Genomic DNA, 17,645 nt, shown 5'->3' with positions numbered 1-17,645 from the left:
CGCTGCCGCGATCCATGCCTGGCAGCGCGAGGAAGCGCCGTCATCCCCTTGCCGCCCCGCCTGGCCCGCTACTCCGTGCTGCGGGACAGCAGGGAGTGGTGTGCGGTGGGTGCGGATGCGGGAGGACCCGAGAACTGCAGTGGGTGCAGGCGGTTCCAGTACCGGTGCAGCGTCTGCGCCGGGGAGTCGGCCGGGGGCGTGGTGTGATCGCGGAAGACCTGGTGCAGTTCCTCGACCCGGTCTCCGGCGGGCACCTCAGCGAGGGCGTGCGGCCGGCGTTCGCGGGAGCTCCACCAGCGTGCGCCGAGTGCGGCTCCGGCGGCTGCCGCAGCGGTGATGATCAGGGCCTCGCGAGACGGTACGGCCTGCATGACACTCCCCATTCCCCGGACCAGGCACAGCACTTGCCTATGGGGGTGTCCCGCGCGGGGCGGTTCATGCCCGCGCGGCGTGTCCCGGGGCTGCGGTGGGGGAACTCAGCGCCCGCTCACGTCGTCGGTGAGGGCGATGCGGGCGGTGATGCGTTTGCCCGCCTGGACGCGTTCGGCTTCGAAGCCGTGCGCGACCGCCATGACGATCTCCAAGCCGTGCTGGCCGACGCGCCCGGCGTCCGCCGCCCGTGCCACCGGCAGCACCGGGTCGGAGTCCCACACCGACACCACGATCATGTCGCCGTCGATCCGCAGATCCAGCCGCGCCGGCCCCGGGGCGTACTTCCCGGCGTTGGTGACCAGCTCGCTGACCACCAGCTGCGTGACGTCCGTCGCACGCTGTGAGACGGGCAGGCCGTGGGCGGTCCTCACCTGGACGAGGAAGTCGACGGCGCGGTGGCGTGCGTGTGCGATACGCATGCCGTCACCGACGAGATCGACCGAGACATGAGGGGGCTGCTCGCCGACGCGCGCAGCTATGCCGTCACCCAACATCTGGACCCATTACGTTGCCTCTCGCTCCCCCCTCGCGCCGCCGCGCGTGACCCCGACTTCTTCCGCCGTCCTGCCGTGCCGCCGACTGCTCACGTCGCCGGGACGGCAGCGCCCGCCGCTTCCGGGCGGTTCTACTGCTTCGGCGGTTTCACGGCGATGTCGAGGTAGAAGGCGTCGATGCTGCGGACCGCCGCCTCGAACTCCTCGAGGTTCACCGGCTTGGTGACGTAGGCGTTGGCGTGCTGGTGGTACGCGCCGGTGACGTCGTCCGGCGCGGCGGACGTGGTGAGCACGACCACCGGGATGGTGCGCAGTTCGGCGTCCTCCTTGACCACGGCGAGGAACTCGCGGCCGTTCATGCGCGGCATGTTGAGGTCGAGCACGATGAGGTCGGGGCGCTCGTTCGCGGGGTCGCGCAGGTAGTCCAGGGCCGCGATGCCGTCGGGGACCTGGGTGATGTTGCGGGTGCCGCGCTCGGAGAGTGCGTCCTGGATGAGCATCGCGTCGGCGACGTCGTCCTCGACCAGCAGCACGTCGTAGGGGCGGGTTGCGGCGGCAGCGGCCATGGGTCACAGACTCCGTGGAGTGGGAGGGGTGGTGGAAAGGGGTGGGTTGCCGGTGATGAGCCCGGGCCAGCGTCGCCGGGCCCCCTGGCGGCTCATGCTCACGGCCTGGCCGATCTCGGGATAACCGGCTCCGCTCGCGGCGGCGGCACGGGCCGCTTGGTCCTCGAGCAGACGCACGGCCTCTTTGACTCCGGTGATCACCCGCAGACGGGCGAGCGCACGGCGGCGGGCGTCGTCGCTCACGTCGCCGGATTGAGCCGGTGGCTGGAGGCCGTACTGCGCGAGGCGCCGGGTGATGTCCTCCATCACCGCGCTCACCAGCGCAGCCGTCTCACCGCCGGGCGGAGGGGGCGAGTCGGGCGGAGCAGGCATGGGGCCACCCTAAGGCGTTGATCCATCCCGAGACAACGTGTGTTGTCACGGCCGGTACAGTGGGCCTGCCGTGTCCCAGGCCGCGTACCCGGCCCGCCGAGGGGGAGCAACAAACCGCTATGAACAGCGCAGAGTCCGTGACCGAGGGAGCGTTTTCGGGCTGGACCACTCGGCGATGGCTGCGTGCGGGGGTGGCCTCGACGCTGGCCGTCCTGGCCGTGCTCGGGTCACTGGGCGGCTGGGCGATGTGGCGCACTTCACAGCTCACCGACGAACTCGTCGACCGCCGCTCCCCCGCCCTCATCGAGGCCATGCGGCTGGAGGCGGCCCTGGTCAACCAGGAGACCGGGATCCGGGGGTACGGCTTGTCCGGCCGCTCGGACTTCCTGTCGCCGTATCGGCAGGGCGCGGTCGACGAGCAGGCCTCCCTGCGGCGTCTGCGGCCCCTGATCAAGGACGACGCATCGGCCCGGGAGGACCTGGCCGAGGTCGAGAGGCTGTCCCGCCGCTGGCAGGAGCGCATGGCCCGCCCCGTCTCGTCCGCGTCCCCCGAGAGTGCCGTGCGGCTCGCCACCTCCCGGGCCGAGGAGGGCAAGACCACGTTCGACTCGCTGCGGCGGACCATGACCGCCCAGCAGGCTCGCCTCCAGGCCGAGCGGACGGCGACGAACCGTCAGTTGCGGCAGGCCGAGACCCTGCGGAACTGGATGTTCGCGGTCATCGCTCTGGTGATCCTGCTGGTGGCGGCGCTCATCTTCGAAGGTCTGCGCCGCGGCGTCACGGGTCCGCTCACCCGGCTCAGCGCCTCGGCCCGGGACGTCGCTCGAGGCCGCTTCGACCGCACCCTGAGCGTGACCGGCCCCTCCGACCTGCGTCAGCTGGCCTGCGACGTGGAGTCGATGCGCCGGCGCCTGGTGGAGGAGCTGCAGTTCAGTGAGGATTCCCGCCGCCTGCTCGACGAACAGGCCGAGGACCTGAAGCGGTCCAACACCGAACTGGAGCAGTTCGCCTACGTCGCCTCCCACGACCTGCAGGAACCCCTGCGGAAGGTGTCCAGCTTCACCCAGCTGCTGCAGCGGCGCTACGGCGGCCAGCTGGACGCGAAGGCCGATCAGTACATCGCCTTCGCCGTCGACGGCGCCAACCGGATGCAGAGCCTCATCAACGACCTCCTGGCCTTCTCCCGGGTGGGCCGGGTACTGAACGACCACCAGAGGGTCGACCTGGAGACGGTGATGGCCGGCGTCCTCGACGACCTCGGTGTGGCCATCGAGGAGACCGGCGCCGAGATCACCCACGACTCCCTGCCCACCGTCGTCGGCGACGCCAGCCAGATGGGGATGCTCTGGCAGAACCTGCTCTCGAACGCGATCAAGTTCCGCAGCCCCGGACAGCCGCCGCGGATCCACGTCAGCGCCGCGAACGCCGGCGAGCACTGGGAGTTCGCGGTCAGCGACAACGGCATCGGCATCGCGCCGGAGTTCCGCGAGAAGGTCTTCGTGCTGTTCCAGCGCCTGCACACCAAGGACGCCTACCCGGGCACCGGCATCGGCCTGGCCATGTGCAAGAAGGTCGTGGAGTTCCACGGCGGCGGCATCACGATCGACCCGGAGTACACCTCGGGCACCCGCGTCGTCTTCACCCTCCCCGTGGCCGCGTCCGACGCCGGCGCCGACTCCGACGCGGAGAGAAAGGCGCAGCCGTGAGCACCCCCTCCGCACGGCAGGCCGAACAGTTCCGCATCCTCCTGGTCGAGGACGACGACGGCGACGCCCTCCTCGTGGAGGAACTCCTCTACGACACCGACCTGCCGCACACCCTCGCGCGCTGCCGGACCGCCGCCGACGCCCGTACGGCACTCGCCGCACACCCCGTGGACTGCGTGCTGCTCGACCTCCACCTCCCGGACGCCTCCGGGGTGCAGACGGTCCAGGCGATCCAGTCGGAGGCCGAGGCCGCCATCATCGTCCTGACCGGCCTGGACGAACCCCGTGCCGGAGTCGACGCCCTCGCCGCAGGCGCACAGGACTACCTCGTCAAGGGCAAGGTCGAGCCCGACCTGATGCAGCGTGCCGTCCGCTACGCCGTCCAGCGAAAGCAGGCGGAACGCGCCAACGCGGCCCTCCAGATCGGCCGCCTGCGGGCCGAGGAGAACGCCCGCCTGGAACGCGGCCTGCTGCCCGAGCCGCTTCTGACGTCGACCGCCGTGACCGCCGCGAGCCGCTACTACCCCGGACGGGCGCAGGCACTGCTGGGCGGCGACTTCCTCGACGTCGTCCAGACCGGCGACGGGCAGGTGCACGCCGTCATCGGAGACGTCAGCGGTCACGGCCCCGATGCGGCCGCCCTCGGCGTCTGCCTGCGCATCGCCTGGCGTTCACTGATCCTCGGCGGCCACCGGGACCAGGGCCTGCTCCACCTGCTGGAACAGATCCACATCGCCGAGCGCGCCGACAGCAACCTGTTCACCACGTGCACCCTGATCACCCTGGACGCCGACGCCGCCCGGCTCACCCTGCACCTGGCCGGCCACCACGCGCCCCTCCTGATCACCCCCGACGGCACCACGGAGATCGAGGCCGCCCACGGAATGGCCCTGGGCATCGCCCCCGGTCTCGGCAAATGGCCCGCCACCACCCTGACCCTGCCGGCGCAGGGTGCGCTGATCGCCTACACCGACGGCCTCATCGAGGGTTTCACCGACACCGCCGGTCGCCTCGGCGTCGAGGGCCTGCTGCGCATCATGGACTCCCTGCGGGCGTCCGACCCGGGAGCCCACCTCGACCAGCTCATCGCCCGGACCCGCACACTCAATGCCGACCGGCACACCGACGATCTGGCCATCCTGCGACTGGACTGGAACACCGGAAGCGGCGGGCACACGGCCGACGAGTGGCGGACCGCGCCCTAGGCATCGTCCGGCGCTCCGGGGGCGCGGCCGTCCCGGTCGCCTGATCGTGTCCGCCGGCAGGGGGCTCGCCGCCGCTGTCACACCCCTTGTTGTGCGGTGCGTCCGCGACCTGCCGGCCGGACGGTGTCAGCGATCGGCCGCCTCGGCAGCACTCTTGATGCCGCGCAGGGCTTCCTCGAGGCCGTGATCCACCTGGGCTCCCTCGGTGCTGTCCGTGTGCAGCCGGACGGTCAGGCGTGACGTGGCGGCGTCGTCACCCGGATCGATCTGCAGCCGGCCGTGATAGTCGTGCTCTCCCGGAGCGCCCCACTCGAGTGTCCTCCCGTCCTCGATGACGTGGATCCAGGCCTCGCTGGTGACGTCCTGCTCGGGGGCGTCCGGCGGGTCGATGTGAGCCGTGACGGTGACCTGGTCACCGCCGTGGGGCCGCGCCGAGGTCAGGCGCGGCAGATAGGCGGGCAGGTTCTGCACGTCGGCCAGGTAGGAGAAGAGCCGGTCCGGTGCGACCGTGACCGTGATCGTGTCGTTGTAGTCACCCATGCATGCGGGGTTCCTCCGCACCCGTGGCGTGAAACGGAGCCGGGCTCCCCACCGCCCGCCGGATGCGGCGAACGGAGCATCCTGTCTCAGCCGGCGGCCAGGATCCGCACCCCGAGCTTCCTCAGTTGCTCCACGACCGGGTCCTCGGTGTCCGCGTCGGTGATGAGTCCGCTGACCTTCTCCCAGGGCAGGACGCGGTACGGGGAGGCCGTGCCGATCTTCTCCGACGAGGCCAGGATGCAGGTGTCGGCGGCCCGCGCCGACAGGGCGCGCTTCATCGCGGCTTCCTCGGCGTCCCCGGTGGTCAGGCCCGCCTCGGGGTGGGCGCCGGTGACGCCGAGCAGGCAGAGGTCGGCGGACACGTTCTGGGCGGCCTCGACGGCGGCGGCGCCGCACGTGACCGCCGAATGCTTGAAGACCCGCCCTCCGAGCAGGAACAGCTCCGCACCGGGATGGTCGAGGAGGGCCGCGGCGATCGTCGGGCTGTGGGTGATCACGGTACAGACGAGATCTCTCGGAAGGGCCCGCGCGACGGCGAGGGCCGTGGTGCCTCCGTCGAGGATCAGCGAGCCGTGCGGCCGTACCAGTCCGGCGGCCACCGCTGCGACCTTCCGCTTGCCGTCCGGGGCCACCGTCTGCCGTGCGTCGTAGTCCACCACCGCCGGGGACGCGGGCAGGGCTCCCCCGTACACGCGCTGGCACAGTCCCTCGGCCGCGAGCTCACGCAGATCACGCCGCACGCTGTCCTCGGAGATCCCCAGCTCGGCGGCTACGTCCTTGGCGACGACCTTCCCGGTGCGGGCGAGAAGACCGAGGAGGTGCTCGCGTCGTTCGGCAGCCAGCATGCACATTCCTTCCTGATGTTGCCTGTTTCTGCGTGTAGTCTAGTGGCCATGACCGACAAGCCCATGCTCGTCCTGATCGCGGGCCCGTACCGTTCCGGCACCGACGGCGACCCGCGGGCCATGGCCGCCAACCTGGCGCGCCTGGAAGCCGCCGCCTGGCCCGTCTTCGCGGCCGGCCACCTCCCGGTGATCGGCGAATGGATCGCGCTGCCCGTCCTGCGGTCCGCCGGCGCCGGTCCCACCGATCCACTCGCCGACCAGGTGCTGTATCCGACCGCCGACCGCCTTCTGGCCCATTGCGACGCGGTGCTGCGCCTGCCCGGCGAGTCCACCGGCGCCGACCAGGACGTGGCCACGGCCCGGCGCCGCGGCCTGCCCGTCTACCACGACGTGTCGGAGATCCCTCACCGCACACCGCAGGAGACCTCGTGACGGGCCGCCCGGGCATCGACACGCCCGACCACCGCGGGCGCACCCACCTCGACCGGGCCGGACGCGGCCTCGCCCGCAACCCCGACGTCGTGGTCCGCGACGTCGAACTCACCTCACAGGGCTGGCACGTTCTGCGCCGTACCACCTTCGACTACCGCCGCCGTGACGGGCGGTGGGAGACCCAGCAGCGCGAGACCTACGACCGGGGCAACGGCGCCGTCGTCCTGCCGTACGACCCGGAACGCGGATGCGTCCTGCTCACCCGCCAGTTCCGCTACCCGGCCTACGTCAACGACCACCCCGACGGCATGCTCGTCGAGGCCGCGGCGGGGCTGCTCGACGGGGACGACCCGCACACCGCGATCCGGCGCGAGAGCGCCGAGGAGCTCGGCGTCGTCCTCGGTCCTGTCACCCACGTGCTGGACGCCTACATGAGCCCCGGCTCCGTCACCGAGCGGCTGCACTTCTTCACCGCCCCCTACGGGCCCGCCGACCGCAGCGGCACCGGTGGCGGACTGGAAGAGGACGGCGAGGACATCGAGGTCCTCGAAGTCCCGTTCACCGAGGGACTCGCCATGATCCGGGACGGGCGCATCGTCGACGGCAAGACCATCCTCCTGCTGCACTGGGCGGCCCTGAGCGGGCCCTTCGCCGGCTGAGGGGCAGTGCGTGCGGGACCCCGGCGAGGCGGCTGAAGGAACGCCGTCAGCCTGCGTGGCGTCGGATGTCCCCCGCTCGCCGTCTCCCCGCCGGCACCCTCACGGCGCGGTGCTCGTGCGCAACTGCCAGGTGTCGACGGCCTGGTGGGGCCTCATGCCCATTTTCTCGTACAGGGCGAGCGCTCCGGTCGTGTTCTCGGTGTCCACGCCGAGTCCCACGGTGTCGCGGTTGCGCAGGGCGAACGCGGCGAAGGCGGTGCCCAGCAGGTGGGCGCCGACGCCGTGGCCGCGCGCCCCCTCGATCACGCCCAGTTGCCTCACCCACCCCATCGTCCTGCGGTTGTCGTGAGCGGCCAGTGCGCCCGCGGCGCCGATGCCCTCCACGTGCGCCAGCCACACCAGGGACGGATCGACGTCGCCGGTGGGGGTGGCCAGTCCCTCGCACCACTGCTCGAAGGTCACGGGGTGGTGGCTGAAATGGTGGGTGAAGGCCCTCTCGATGAGCTCGTGGGCGAGCCGCAGGTCTGCTTCGGATGCGCAGGCGCGCACGGACACGCCGGGCCCGGCGGGCGGCGGGGTGGTGCTGCCGGCGGCCACGGGTTTGCTCAGGAGGCTGTACCGGCGTACGGGTCGCCAGTTCCTTTCCCGCAGCAGGACGGGATCCAGGGTGGACCGCTCCCTGAGATACAGGTGACACACCGCCTCGCCCTGGCCGTTGTCGCGGGCGATGGCCGCGGCGCGGGCGCCCACCAGGTCGAGGAGGGCGGCTCCCGCCTGCCGGTGTTCCGGAAGCGAGTAGTGGTCGGCGTCGATGTGCCCGGTCCCGTGGCTGTCGCACACCAGCGCGTAGCCGACCAGCGTCCCGTCGGTGTCGTAGGAGAGCCAGGTGTCGGTCTCCGGCCGGGTGCCCGACAGCGTCATGTCGCGGACGACCTCGCCCACCTCGGTGTCCGGTTCGCCGGTCTCGATCACGTCGATCTTGTTGATCAGTTCGCAGATCTCGGCGGCGTCCTCCGGGGTGGCCGGCCGTATCGTGATGCGGGACTGTGCGGGGCGCTGCTGCATGCCCGTCAGTGTGTTCGGGGGCGGTGGGGGGTGCAACGGCTTTTCAGCCGGCGCTGGTCCGGGGGAGGCTGAGTGCCGAGCCTCAGGACTCCGGGAGCCCCGTCACGTCCCGCCCGGTGCGCACCCCGTGGAGATCCGCGACCCGCGCAGGTGAGCACCGCCCGAGGGTGCGGCACGCGGTCAGGGCAGGGCTGTCATGGCGTGCGCCAGGGCCGCGGGGCCCTCGTCGGCACCGCTGATGCGGACGAGTTCGAAGTAGCCGTCCATCTGCGGGTCGTCCGCGGTGGTGAGCCGACGGGCGTCGTGGCGGGTGGGAGACCGCCAGACGGTGTAGAAGGCCCAGGGGGACTCTTCGAGCAGCGGCTCGGCGCGGCCCATCGCCACGGGTCGGACGCCGACGGCCGTGAGGCTCTCCAGAGTGGCGTCCATGCCGGACAGAAAGGCCGTGCGCTGTTCGGCGGTCAGGTCGCGCCAGGCCTGCCGCGGGCGCCACAGTTCGATGACGTAGTACATCGTGATCTCCGAGGTCGTGTCCGGGGTGGTGCCGGTGTGCGGGTGACCGGTTGACGCGGTGGATCAGCCGAGCACCGCGCTCATCCCCATGGACGCGAGCAGGTGGTCGGTGGGCCTCCGGATGCCGGCATTGATGGCTTCGACGGTCTCGCCGAGGAAGAACCGGTCGACGCTGACGCGGTCGGGTCGCTGTCCGGCCGGCGTCTCCAGCAGGGCGACGACGGCGTCGGCGACCTCACGGGGGTCCGGCGGCTGCGGGGAGGAGAAGGCGGCGGCGACACCCTGCATGAACCCCTGGGTGAGTCCCAGGACTTCGGCGTAGTCCCCGAGCCGGGACGTGTCGGCGCCGACGACCTGCGAGGTGGCGAGGTTGCTGGGGAACGCCCCGGGCTGGACGACCGCGACGTCGATGCCGAGGGTGCGCAGCTCGTAGCGGTAGGCCTGCGCGAGTGCCTCCACGCCGAACTTGGAGGCCGAGTACACGCCCATGCCGGGAGCCGTGATGCGACCGGCTCCGCTGGAGACGAAGACCAGCAGGCCGCTGCGGCGCGCGCGCAGGTGCGGCAGGACCGCTCGGGCGACGCGGTGGGAACCCACCAGGTTCGTGTCGAGCACGTCGAGGAACTGGTCGCTGGTCACGCTCTCGCCGATGCCGGTGACGGCGTAACCGGCGTTGTTGACCACCGCGTCGAGGTGCCCCGTCTGCTCGACGGCGGCATCGACGGCGGACTCCACGGATGCGTCCGAGGTGATGTCCATCGGCACCACCCTGATACGGCCGGGCGCGCCCTGGGCCTCCTTGACCAGCGCCTCTGCGGCGGCGCGGTTGCGTCCCTCGGGATCGCGCATGGTGGCGACCACCGTGTGGCCCTGCTCGGCGAGCACTTCGGCGGTGCGCCGCCCCAGGCCGCTGGACGTGCCGGTGATGAGAACTGTCTGCGGCATGGCCGCCTCCCTTTGATCGTTACCGGTTTTCGGTAAACACATGATTACTCGCGATCCCGAGCCATGTCAACACCTGTATATCGAGTCGATCAACAGGCGTATACTCATGGCATGACCAGCACCGACCAGCCCTCGGAGTCCGCACCCACGTCCCGGCGCCGTCAGCGGGAAGCGACCAGGAGCGCCATCCTCGACGCCGCCCGGCAGGCATGGGCCGAACACGGATACGACGACGTGGGTCTGCGGGACATCGCCGGCCGGGCAGGCGTGACCGCAGCCATGGTCAATCGCTACTTCGGCAGCAAGAAGGAACTGTTCCGGGAGGCTGTGGGAACCCGGGATCCCAGCCCGCCCACCTTGGCCGGCCTGGACCACGCGGACTTCGGGCGGCACCTGGCGGACCTGATCACGAGCGGAGGCCACCGCGCCGCGGCCCCCGACGAGGACGATTACGACCCGATCCTCATCCTGCTGCGCTCGGCGGCCAGCCACGCCGCCCGGCCCGTGCTGCGCGACTACGTCGAGAACACGGTCATCCCGCCGCTCGCCGGATACTTCGGGGACGACGACAGCGCCCGGGAACGCGCCGCCCTGGTGCTGTCGCTGCTGCTCGGCATGACCGCCCTCGGCCGGATGCTCGGGGTCGAGCCACTGGACACGACAGCAGCGCAGGACGGCACCGCACCGGACCGCCGCGGACTGAACGCGGTGCTGGCGGCCATGCTGCAGGCCGCCGCCGACACGACGCCACCGGCTGCCACCCCACCGCCACCCGACCGGCTGTGATCACCGTGACGGCTGCGACTGGCAACTCCGCCTGCACGGCACGTCCGGGACGCCGGGCCGGGGGTGGGCGGCCCACGCGTCGTGCGGGGGGAGAGCCCGACTTCCGCCGAGACGCGCGCGCACCGGTGCCGGGTCGGGGAGCGACCCGGCACCGGTGCGCAGCGCCTCGTGGCGGTCAGGGGGTGCGCAGGGCCACCGCCGCGCAGTGGCCCTGCGGCACCGTGACGTCCGCCAGGGACCAGCCGGGCACGGGGGCCGGTTCGGGGCCGGAGCCGACGTAGTCGGCCGAAGGGTCGGCGGACAAGCCCACGCCGAGCCCTTTCAGGTACGCCTCCTTGCGGGTCCACACCCGGGTGAAGGCCGCCGGCCGCTCCGCGGCGGGGAGCCGGGACAGCTCCGCCGCCTCCCGTGGATGCAGGACGTCGGCGGTCTCCAGGATGGTCGCCGGCGCCACCAGTTCCTCCACGTCCACCCCGACCGGGGCGGTCGCGAACGCCAGGAGACTCAGGCCGGTGCAGTGCGAGAGCGAGAAGTGCAGGGTGTCGCCGGGCAGGACGGGTCTGCCGTGGGGCTCGTCGCAGTGCAGGCACGGCGCCCGTTCGATGACGACCTCGCCCGGCGCGATGCCGAGGTAGAGGCCGAGGAGACGGCGCAGCGCCACGTGTGCGCAGACGTAGGCGTCCCGGTCGGCGGTCCGCACGAACTCGGCCGCTCGCGCGAGCTCCTGGTGGTCCAGGGTCGTCGGCGCCCGCCGCGCGGCGTGTGCGCGGTATTCGCCGGTGTCCACGAGCCAGACCTCCGGGTCCGGGGACGGGCGGGGCGCGCCGTGCGGTCCACCGCCGGGATCGCGGGCGGAGCCGGACAGCCGCCGGGGCAGCAGCAGGCGGGGAACGGTCAGGACGGTCATGGCCCTCCTTCAGGCGGCGGCCGGCACGGGCGTTTCGGCGGCCTTCTGCTCGGGCTCCTGAGCGCGGGCCGGGTGGCGCAGGGCGAGGACGGCAGCCACCGGGGAGACGAAGGCGATCGTGCCGCACAGCAGCCAGGTGGTCTGCACGCCCAGCACGAGCGACAGACTGCTGAAGACGGCGATGGAGATCGGGGCGGTGCCGATGCCGGCGAGCGCGAGCGTGGACATCGCGGCGCCCATCCGCTCCTCGGGGGCCGCCTCCTGGTAGAGGGTGACGATGGCCGGTCCGTTCAGGCCGGACAGCAGGCCGACGGCGGCGGCGACGGCGGTGAGCGACACCACCGACGGCATCAGTGCCATCACCAGGATCCCCGCGGCCAGTCCGGCGCCGGTGACGACCAGGCGGACGTACATCGGGATGCGGTGTGCCAGGACGGCGCCGAGCGCGCTGGACCCCAGGGCGCCCACGCTGAAGGCGGCCAGGACCACGCCCACGGCACCGACGCCCCAGCCCCGCTCGGACACCAGCAGCGGCAGGGCGACCTCCGCCGGCCAGCTGAAGGCCATGTCCAGGGACAGGGAGGCGAGGAACATCCAGCGCAGCCGGGGGTGCCGCGCCAGCAGCCGGAAGCCGTCACCGGAACGCTTCATCAGTGAGGCTCCGGGTTCCGGCTCGGGCCGGCGGAAGCCGTGGGTGACGTGGAGCAGGCAGCCGAGCCAGATCGCGCCCGTCACCGCGCCGGCGGCCAGCGCCAGCCACACCTCCCCCACCGAGACGAGGAACGCGCCGGTGGGGGCGCCGAGGATGGGCGCCACCCGCAGCACCATGGCGTACAGGGAGTTGGCGCGGGCCAGCTGGTCGCCGCGCGCCAGCATGGGCAGCAGGACGCCGGAGGCGGGTCCGGCAAGGCCCAGCAGGACGCCCTCGATCAGGGCGATCGCCACGAGCGGCCACAGGGACTCGGTCGTCGCCGTGATCACCGCGCCCGCCGCCAGCAGCACCACACGGGCCGTGGTCGTGCGCAGGAGCACGAAGCGCGGGCCGAGGGTGTCGGCGACGGCCCCGCCGAAGATGAGCATGAGCGCGCGCGGCACGGTCGCGGCGAGCATCAGCAGGGTGACGGCACCGGTGCCTCCGAGCTGGACGGCCGTCCAGTTCATGGCGATGAGCAGTGCGAAACTGCCGAGCTGGACGGCGGCCTGACCGCCGACGAGGGAGCCGACCCGGCCCCAGGGGACGGGGTGCTGTGCGGTGGTGTCCATGGAGGTACCTGTTCTGTGCGAGGGAGGAGGAGAGGGTGGGTCCGGCGCCCGTGGGGCCGGGTCAGGGGCGGCGGGTGGCCAGGGTGCGGTGTACCGCTCGGTGGGCGGCGTGGGCCGTCTCGGCGTCGCGGGGTGCGCGGCCGTACGTGCGCAGGTCCAGGTGACCCCCGAGGTGGGCGAGTCCGGCTTCGCGCAGGGCGCGGGTGGCGGCCGCGCCGGCGGTCCGGGCGCCGGGACCGGGCCGGACGCTGACACCGGGCGGCGCGTCGGGCGCCGTGAGCCGGAACCGGGCCCGGACGAGCGCTCGCACGGGGCCGGGGCGGGCGGCGCCGTGCGGGCCGGTCCGGCTGAGCCCGGTGTCGTGCGGGCCGGTCCGGCTGAGCCCGGTGTCGTGCGGGCCGGTCCGGCTGAGCCCGGCTCCGTCACGGGACGGCGCCGGGCGCCGGGTGGAGCCGGGATGCCTCCGCGCCCGCCCCTGCCCGGGGCGGGCGCGGTCGGACCCGGGCGCATCGGACCGGCCGCGCGCCACCCGCAAGCGGGCACGCGCCCGTTCACGGCCCTGCCGCATCCCCCGGGCGGCATCCGTGAGACGCCCTGCCCGCGTCCCCCGCGCCGGTTCGGGCGACTCGCCCCGGACGGCGCGGCTCACGGCAGGTCACCGGCCGTCACGGCGGGCGCTCGGCCGGGCTCCGTGATCGATCCCCCGGCGGGGTCCCACAGGTCCTCCGGGGCCAGGTCGGCGATCCGGTACTTGCCCAACGCGCTCACCAGGAGCCGCAGTTCGAGTGCGAGGGCGTCGGCGAGGCGGATCAGGCCCTCCTCCGGGTCCTCGTCCACCGCGAGCAGTGCCGCCCGGCCCAGCCCGACCGCGCCGGCACCCAGGGCGAGGGCGCGCACGGTCCGGCCGCCCTCCCAGATCCTGCCGGTGACCAACAGGTCCCCGACGGGCCGGCCGACGCGCCGCAGGCACTCGGCGAGCGGCAGCCCGACCTGGTCGAGGAAGACCCGCGGGGCCCAGCCGGTACCGCCCTCCGCGCCGTCCACGGTGACGGCGTCGGCGCCGGCCGCCCAGGCCGCCGCGGCGGCGTGCGCGATGTCCCGGCCGGGGTGGAACTTCACCCAGGTGCGCGCGAGGGGGAAGTTGTTCCGCATGAACCGCAGTTGCTGGCGGACGATCTCCTCGGTGAAGGTGCCGGGGGTGGCGCAGCGCAGCCGCCGGCCGGGATCGCCCAGGACGTCCAGCACCGTGAACCGCCCCGCCAGCCGCTCCGCTTCGGCGGCGTCGACCACGGTCATGCCGCCGAGGCCGGGCTTGGCGCCTTGGCCGGTCTTCAGCTCGAAACCGAGCCGGCCGGAGTCGCGCAGAGCCCGGGTACCGGGGTCGCTGTAGAGGAGGTTCCACACCTCGGAGTCGGCGTCCTCGGTGGACTGCTGCACCACCACTCCGCCGGCGCCGTCGGGGACGGTCTCCGCGTAGGCGGCGATGCGTTCCAGCAGTGCCGAGCGCACCCGGCCGGCGTCGCCGCCGCGCCGGTAGCCGTGCACCGGCACCATGTTCTCGCCGATCACCACGGGGATGCCCAGGCGCGCCGCCTGCCGCGTCGCCGCCAGGGCGAGGTCCCCGCTCCCGGCCCGGGTGGAGCCGAACGCCGAGAGGTACAGCGGCAGTCGGGTGGCGAACCCGCCGGTGCGGCCGCTCAGGTCGACGTCCTCGTGGGAGGGTTCCCGGCCGAGGTCGATCAGCTTCTCCAGGCGGCGCGGCATGAACACCGGTGGTGCGATGCGGAGGCGGTCGAGGGCGTCGGGGGACTCGGGGGCCGTGGCCCCGAAGAGGGCGTCGCCGTACTCCTCGGCCGCCGGGAAGACGTCGGCCGTGCCGGTGCGGGCCCGCGCCCGTATCCGGTGTTCCGGGAAGCCGTTCGCGTGCAGGGCGTTCACGGCGCGATCACCCCCGGCAGCTTCGGGTAGGCGCTGACCTGCCACAGGTTGTCGAGCCCGGTCAGGAAGCGGACCAGGCGCTGCAGTCCCATGCCGAAGCCGGCGCTGGGGCGGATGCCCTCGCGGGCCAGCCGGAGGTACCAGGCGTACTTGGCGGGGTTCTCGCCGCTCTCCCGCATCCGCGTCACGATCGTCGCGTAGTCGGACTCGCGCTCGCTGCCGCTGGCCAGCTCTCCGTAGCCGCCGTGGGCGAGCAGGTCGAAGTTGCGCAGCACGCCGGGGCGTTCGGGGTCCTCGCGGTCGTAGAAGCCGCGTGAGCCCTTGGGGTAGTCGTCGACGAAGAAGGGGCGGTCGGCCTCGAGGGACAGCAGCCGCTCGCCGGTCCAGTCGATCTCCGCGTCGGGGCTCTGGGGGTGGCCGGCGGCGACGAGCCGGGCGACGGCCTCGCCGTGGGTGCGGGTGTCGAACTTGCCCGACCGCAGCTCCGCGAAGTCCAGCTCGTCGCGGCCCAGTTCGCGCAGCACGTCGGGGACGGCCGTCCACACGTGCTCGACGACACGGGTGAGCAGTCCGGCGGCGACGTCCTGGGCGTCCTTGCGGGTGCCGTCGGCCAGTTCCACGTCGATCTGGTGGAACTCCACGAGGTGGCGTCCGGTGCCGGCGGTCTCCGGGGGTTCCACCCGCACGTTGGGGGCGACGTAGAACAGGCGCGGGAAGCCCTTGAGGGAGGCCTGCTTGTAGAGGATGGCGCTGGTCATCAGCTTGTAGGGCTGTCCGTAGTAGTCGACGTCGAGTGCCTTGGCGCCCCGGCCGCCGGGGTCGGTGACCGGTCCGACCAGCGGCGGCAGCAGTTCGACGAAGCCCTCGCCGCGCAGGAACTCGCGGGCGGCGTACAGGGCTTCCTGCTGGACGAGCATCGCCGAGCGCAGTCGCGGCGAGGCCAGGTGTTCGCCCAGCGCGGGCGGGGTGGTGGCGTCCATGTCGTCTCCTGGTCGTGGGGTGGGCGGGGTGGCGGGGGTGTGCGCGGGACGGCGGGACGGCGGGGCAGGGGGCGCCGGTGCCGTGTGCGCCGGCGGTGGGCCGGGGCGGTCGTAGCGGTCGGCCAGGGTGTGCAGGGCCCGGAGCAGGCCGGTGGAGTCCATGCGGCCGGGGGCGCCCGCCGCCGCGTACGGCACGGCGGGCATCCGTCCCACGGTGGACCAGCGCAACGTCCCGTCGGGGGCGAGGAAGCTGCGGCTGCGGCCCGCGTTGTCCGGGTGCAGGCAGTAGGGGACGTCGAGCACCCCGCGGGCGAACGCGGCACGCAGCGCACGCCCCGGGTCGTCGGACAGCTCCAGGACGGCCTCCACGAAGGTCCGCGCCTCCCGGTAGATCCCGCCGTCCGACACGCCGGTGTCGTCCCGTCCGGCCAGGGCTGCCGCGGCGGCCGCGGTCTCCAGTGCCCGCACGTTCTCTTCCACCGTCGGGATGCGGTGGGCCTCGGCGGCCGTCTTGACGATCAGGCGCGCGGCACCGGACCGGACGGCGAGGTGGGCCGCGTCCTCCAGGAGCCGGGTGGCGCCGCGCTCGGTACGGGGAAAGACGCCCATGTAGGCGTAGAGGACGACGTGCCGGTCCACGTCGGCGGGGAGGAACTCCTCGGCCAGCCGGCGCAGGGCGCGGACCGCCTCCACGTCCTGTGCCTGGTCGGTCTGCTGGGCGTAGCTGAGCGAGACGCTGCGGATGCCGTGGTGGACGAAGAACAGCCCTTCGAGGAGGCTGAGGGCGACCAGCAGCCCGGGCGGGCAGAGCTGTCCGAGCATGCAGCCGCCGAAGCTCTCCAGGTGCGGGGTGCGGTGGGCGGGGACCAGGGTGGCCAGAAGTTCGCAGGAGCGGGCCCAGTTGTCCACGGACTCCGCGAGCGGTGTGCGTCCGTAGGGCAGGCAGTACGAGACGGGGCCGCCCTCGGTGGCGTCCAGGCCGGCCGCGGTGAGCGCCCGGATGATGGGTTCGGGCCGGGACGAGCCGTGCCGGACCTGGACGGGGAAACCGGGGGCGCGCAGGGAGTCCAGCAGGCCGCGGGTGACCTGCGGGGCGTGCGTGGCGATCGGGTAGCCGTTGAGCGGGGTGCCGTCTACGAGCGCGGCCTCGGCGGCGGCGAGGTCGCCGGTGCGTGTGTAGCTGTCGATGGTGAGGGTGCCGACGGTGGTGGCGACCGCGGAGCGGGTGCGCCGCAGGCCCTCGCCCATCCGCCGCGGGTCGCTGAAGCCCATGCGGGGCTGGACGACGAGACGGCCGGCGGCGGCCGCGGCGGTGACGAACTCCCCGAAGGACGAGGCCCGTTCCGGCCCGGAGCCGGGCACCTCGCCGGTGTGGGCCCCGGTGTGCTCCGGACCGGCGGAAACAGGTGGGGCCTGCTGCGGGGCGGGAAGGGTCGCGGTGGTGTTCACGCGGCGGCCCGCCCGGCGAAGGTCCCGTCCAGCCAGGTGCGCAGGGCGGTGGTGTCGCCGTCGTCGAAGACGGCCGCGCACCCGGCCTGCAGCAGCCTGCCGCGCTGCTCGCGGTCGGCGCGGCCGGCGACGCCGAGCTTGCCGCCGATGACGACGGGCGGGTGCGGGCCGGCGGCGCGCAGGGCCCGCACGGCGCTCAGCCCGTCGCGGTACCCGTGCCCGTTCACGCTGCTGATGACCACCAGGTCGGGCCGTTCGGACGCGCACACCCCGGCCAGCAGCTCGCCGGTGACGCACGGGCCGAGGTTGCGCACCCGGTGCCCGCACTCCTCCAGAAGCAGCTGGAGATACATGAGGTTCCAGGTGTGGGAATCCGATGCCGTGCCGGTCAGCAGGGTGTTCACATTCCGTCGTCGCATGCTCAGAAATATAGGAGTGCGAGGGCGTCCGGAGAGGCAGTTGCGGCGGCAGGACAGCGGGAAGAACAAACCGTTCGACGGACCGGGGAAACGCATCGGGCGACCCACTGCGCAAACGGCCGCGCCCCG

Annotated in this window: 20 protein-coding genes; 5 read left to right on the top strand and 15 right to left on the bottom strand. The window is 73.0% G+C overall.

Going from position 1 to position 17,645, the window contains the following annotated elements; translation table 11 throughout:
• Positions 1 to 68: 68 nt before the first annotated feature.
• From Q5694_RS27010 to Q5694_RS26995, 4 genes are all read right to left on the bottom strand, one after another.
• Positions 69 to 371: a hypothetical protein gene (locus Q5694_RS27010; protein WP_333935988.1), complete on the bottom strand. Its 303-nt coding sequence runs from the start codon at positions 369 to 371 to the stop codon at positions 69 to 71.
• A 105-nt stretch (positions 372 to 476) separates the two neighbouring features.
• Entirely contained in the window at positions 477 to 926 is a 450-nt protein-coding gene (locus tag Q5694_RS27005; RefSeq protein WP_333935987.1) for an ATP-binding protein, read from the bottom strand.
• A 131-nt stretch (positions 927 to 1,057) separates the two neighbouring features.
• Positions 1,058 to 1,492 (bottom strand): response regulator, encoded by a 435-nt coding sequence (locus tag Q5694_RS27000; RefSeq protein ID WP_333935986.1) that lies wholly within the window; start codon positions 1,490 to 1,492, stop codon positions 1,058 to 1,060.
• Between the two features lie 3 nt (positions 1,493 to 1,495).
• Entirely contained in the window at positions 1,496 to 1,864 is a 369-nt protein-coding gene (locus Q5694_RS26995; protein ID WP_333935985.1) for a hypothetical protein, read from the bottom strand.
• A 119-nt stretch (positions 1,865 to 1,983) separates the two neighbouring features.
• On the opposite strand from Q5694_RS26995, the gene Q5694_RS26990 reads away from it, so the two are divergent.
• Positions 1,984 to 3,570, top strand: coding sequence for a sensor histidine kinase (locus Q5694_RS26990; RefSeq protein WP_333935984.1), 1,587 nt, complete (start codon positions 1,984 to 1,986; stop codon positions 3,568 to 3,570).
• A complete protein-coding gene (locus tag Q5694_RS26985; protein ID WP_333935983.1) occupies positions 3,567 to 4,775 on the top strand; it encodes a PP2C family protein-serine/threonine phosphatase in 1,209 nt (402 codons plus the stop codon). Before Q5694_RS26990 ends, Q5694_RS26985 begins: the two co-directional genes overlap by 4 nt.
• A gap of 126 nt (positions 4,776 to 4,901) precedes the next feature.
• On the opposite strand, the gene Q5694_RS26980 is transcribed toward Q5694_RS26985, so the two are convergent.
• Together Q5694_RS26980 and Q5694_RS26975 are read right to left on the bottom strand one after the other, a co-directional pair.
• Positions 4,902 to 5,315 (bottom strand): SRPBCC family protein, encoded by a 414-nt coding sequence (locus Q5694_RS26980; protein ID WP_333935982.1) that lies wholly within the window; start codon positions 5,313 to 5,315, stop codon positions 4,902 to 4,904.
• 86 nt (positions 5,316 to 5,401) lie between these two features.
• Positions 5,402 to 6,160, bottom strand: coding sequence for a DeoR/GlpR family DNA-binding transcription regulator (locus Q5694_RS26975; protein ID WP_333935981.1), 759 nt, complete (start codon positions 6,158 to 6,160; stop codon positions 5,402 to 5,404).
• Between the two features lie 48 nt (positions 6,161 to 6,208).
• On the opposite strand from Q5694_RS26975, the gene Q5694_RS26970 reads away from it, so the two are divergent.
• Positions 6,209 to 6,592: a DUF4406 domain-containing protein gene (locus Q5694_RS26970; protein WP_333935980.1), complete on the top strand. Its 384-nt coding sequence runs from the start codon at positions 6,209 to 6,211 to the stop codon at positions 6,590 to 6,592.
• The gene (locus Q5694_RS26965; RefSeq protein ID WP_333935979.1) at positions 6,589 to 7,251 is read left to right on the top strand and encodes an NUDIX domain-containing protein; all 663 of its coding nucleotides are present in this window, start codon (positions 6,589 to 6,591) and stop codon (positions 7,249 to 7,251) included. The genes Q5694_RS26970 and Q5694_RS26965 overlap by 4 nt, the downstream gene beginning before the upstream one ends.
• A 99-nt stretch (positions 7,252 to 7,350) precedes the next feature.
• Here Q5694_RS26965 and Q5694_RS26960 read toward each other — a convergent pair whose 3' ends face one another.
• The 3 genes from Q5694_RS26960 to Q5694_RS26950 all read right to left on the bottom strand — a co-directional run bounded on the left by Q5694_RS26960 (position 7,351) and on the right by Q5694_RS26950 (position 9,774).
• Positions 7,351 to 8,316 carry a GNAT family N-acetyltransferase gene (locus tag Q5694_RS26960; RefSeq protein ID WP_333935978.1) on the bottom strand — a complete coding sequence of 322 codons (966 nt, stop codon included), beginning with the start codon at positions 8,314 to 8,316 and terminating at the stop codon, positions 7,351 to 7,353.
• Positions 8,317 to 8,496: 180 nt separating this feature from the next.
• A complete protein-coding gene (locus Q5694_RS26955) occupies positions 8,497 to 8,829 on the bottom strand; it encodes a DUF6616 family protein (protein ID WP_333935977.1) in 333 nt (110 codons plus the stop codon).
• Positions 8,830 to 8,892: 63 nt separating this feature from the next.
• Positions 8,893 to 9,774 carry an SDR family oxidoreductase gene (locus Q5694_RS26950; protein ID WP_333935976.1) on the bottom strand — a complete coding sequence of 294 codons (882 nt, stop codon included), beginning with the start codon at positions 9,772 to 9,774 and terminating at the stop codon, positions 8,893 to 8,895.
• A 111-nt stretch (positions 9,775 to 9,885) separates the two neighbouring features.
• Here Q5694_RS26950 and Q5694_RS26945 point away from each other — a divergent pair, with 111 nt between their 5' ends.
• The gene (locus Q5694_RS26945; protein WP_333935975.1) at positions 9,886 to 10,560 is read left to right on the top strand and encodes a TetR/AcrR family transcriptional regulator; all 675 of its coding nucleotides are present in this window, start codon (positions 9,886 to 9,888) and stop codon (positions 10,558 to 10,560) included.
• Positions 10,561 to 10,735: 175 nt separating this feature from the next.
• Here Q5694_RS26945 and Q5694_RS26940 read toward each other — a convergent pair whose 3' ends face one another.
• The 6 genes from Q5694_RS26940 to Q5694_RS26915 all read right to left on the bottom strand — a co-directional run bounded on the left by Q5694_RS26940 (position 10,736) and on the right by Q5694_RS26915 (position 17,516).
• The gene (locus Q5694_RS26940) at positions 10,736 to 11,467 is read right to left on the bottom strand and encodes a 4'-phosphopantetheinyl transferase family protein (protein ID WP_333935974.1); all 732 of its coding nucleotides are present in this window, start codon (positions 11,465 to 11,467) and stop codon (positions 10,736 to 10,738) included.
• Positions 11,468 to 11,476: 9 nt separating this feature from the next.
• Positions 11,477 to 12,730, bottom strand: a complete 1,254-nt coding sequence (locus Q5694_RS26935) for an MFS transporter (RefSeq protein ID WP_333935973.1) — start codon at positions 12,728 to 12,730, stop codon at positions 11,477 to 11,479.
• A gap of 61 nt (positions 12,731 to 12,791) precedes the next feature.
• Positions 12,792 to 13,040, bottom strand: a complete 249-nt coding sequence (locus tag Q5694_RS26930; RefSeq protein ID WP_333935972.1) for a hypothetical protein — start codon at positions 13,038 to 13,040, stop codon at positions 12,792 to 12,794.
• A gap of 335 nt (positions 13,041 to 13,375) precedes the next feature.
• Complete coding sequence (locus tag Q5694_RS26925) at positions 13,376 to 14,668, bottom strand: glutamate synthase-related protein (protein ID WP_333935971.1); 1,293 nt, start codon at positions 14,666 to 14,668, stop codon at positions 13,376 to 13,378.
• Positions 14,665 to 17,097: an amino acid--tRNA ligase-related protein gene (locus tag Q5694_RS26920; protein WP_333935970.1), complete on the bottom strand. Its 2,433-nt coding sequence runs from the start codon at positions 17,095 to 17,097 to the stop codon at positions 14,665 to 14,667. The genes Q5694_RS26925 and Q5694_RS26920 overlap by 4 nt, the downstream gene beginning before the upstream one ends.
• Entirely contained in the window at positions 17,094 to 17,516 is a 423-nt protein-coding gene (locus Q5694_RS26915; RefSeq protein WP_333935969.1) for a cobalamin B12-binding domain-containing protein, read from the bottom strand. Before Q5694_RS26915 ends, Q5694_RS26920 begins: the two co-directional genes overlap by 4 nt.
• Positions 17,517 to 17,645 lie beyond the last annotated feature (129 nt).

This window comes from Streptomyces sp. AHA2 (assembly GCF_036857595.1).
Classification (GTDB): Bacteria; Actinomycetota; Actinomycetes; order Streptomycetales; family Streptomycetaceae; genus Streptomyces.
Note: the sequence above shows the minus strand (reverse complement) of the source record. Positions and strands in the feature narration are given on the sequence as shown.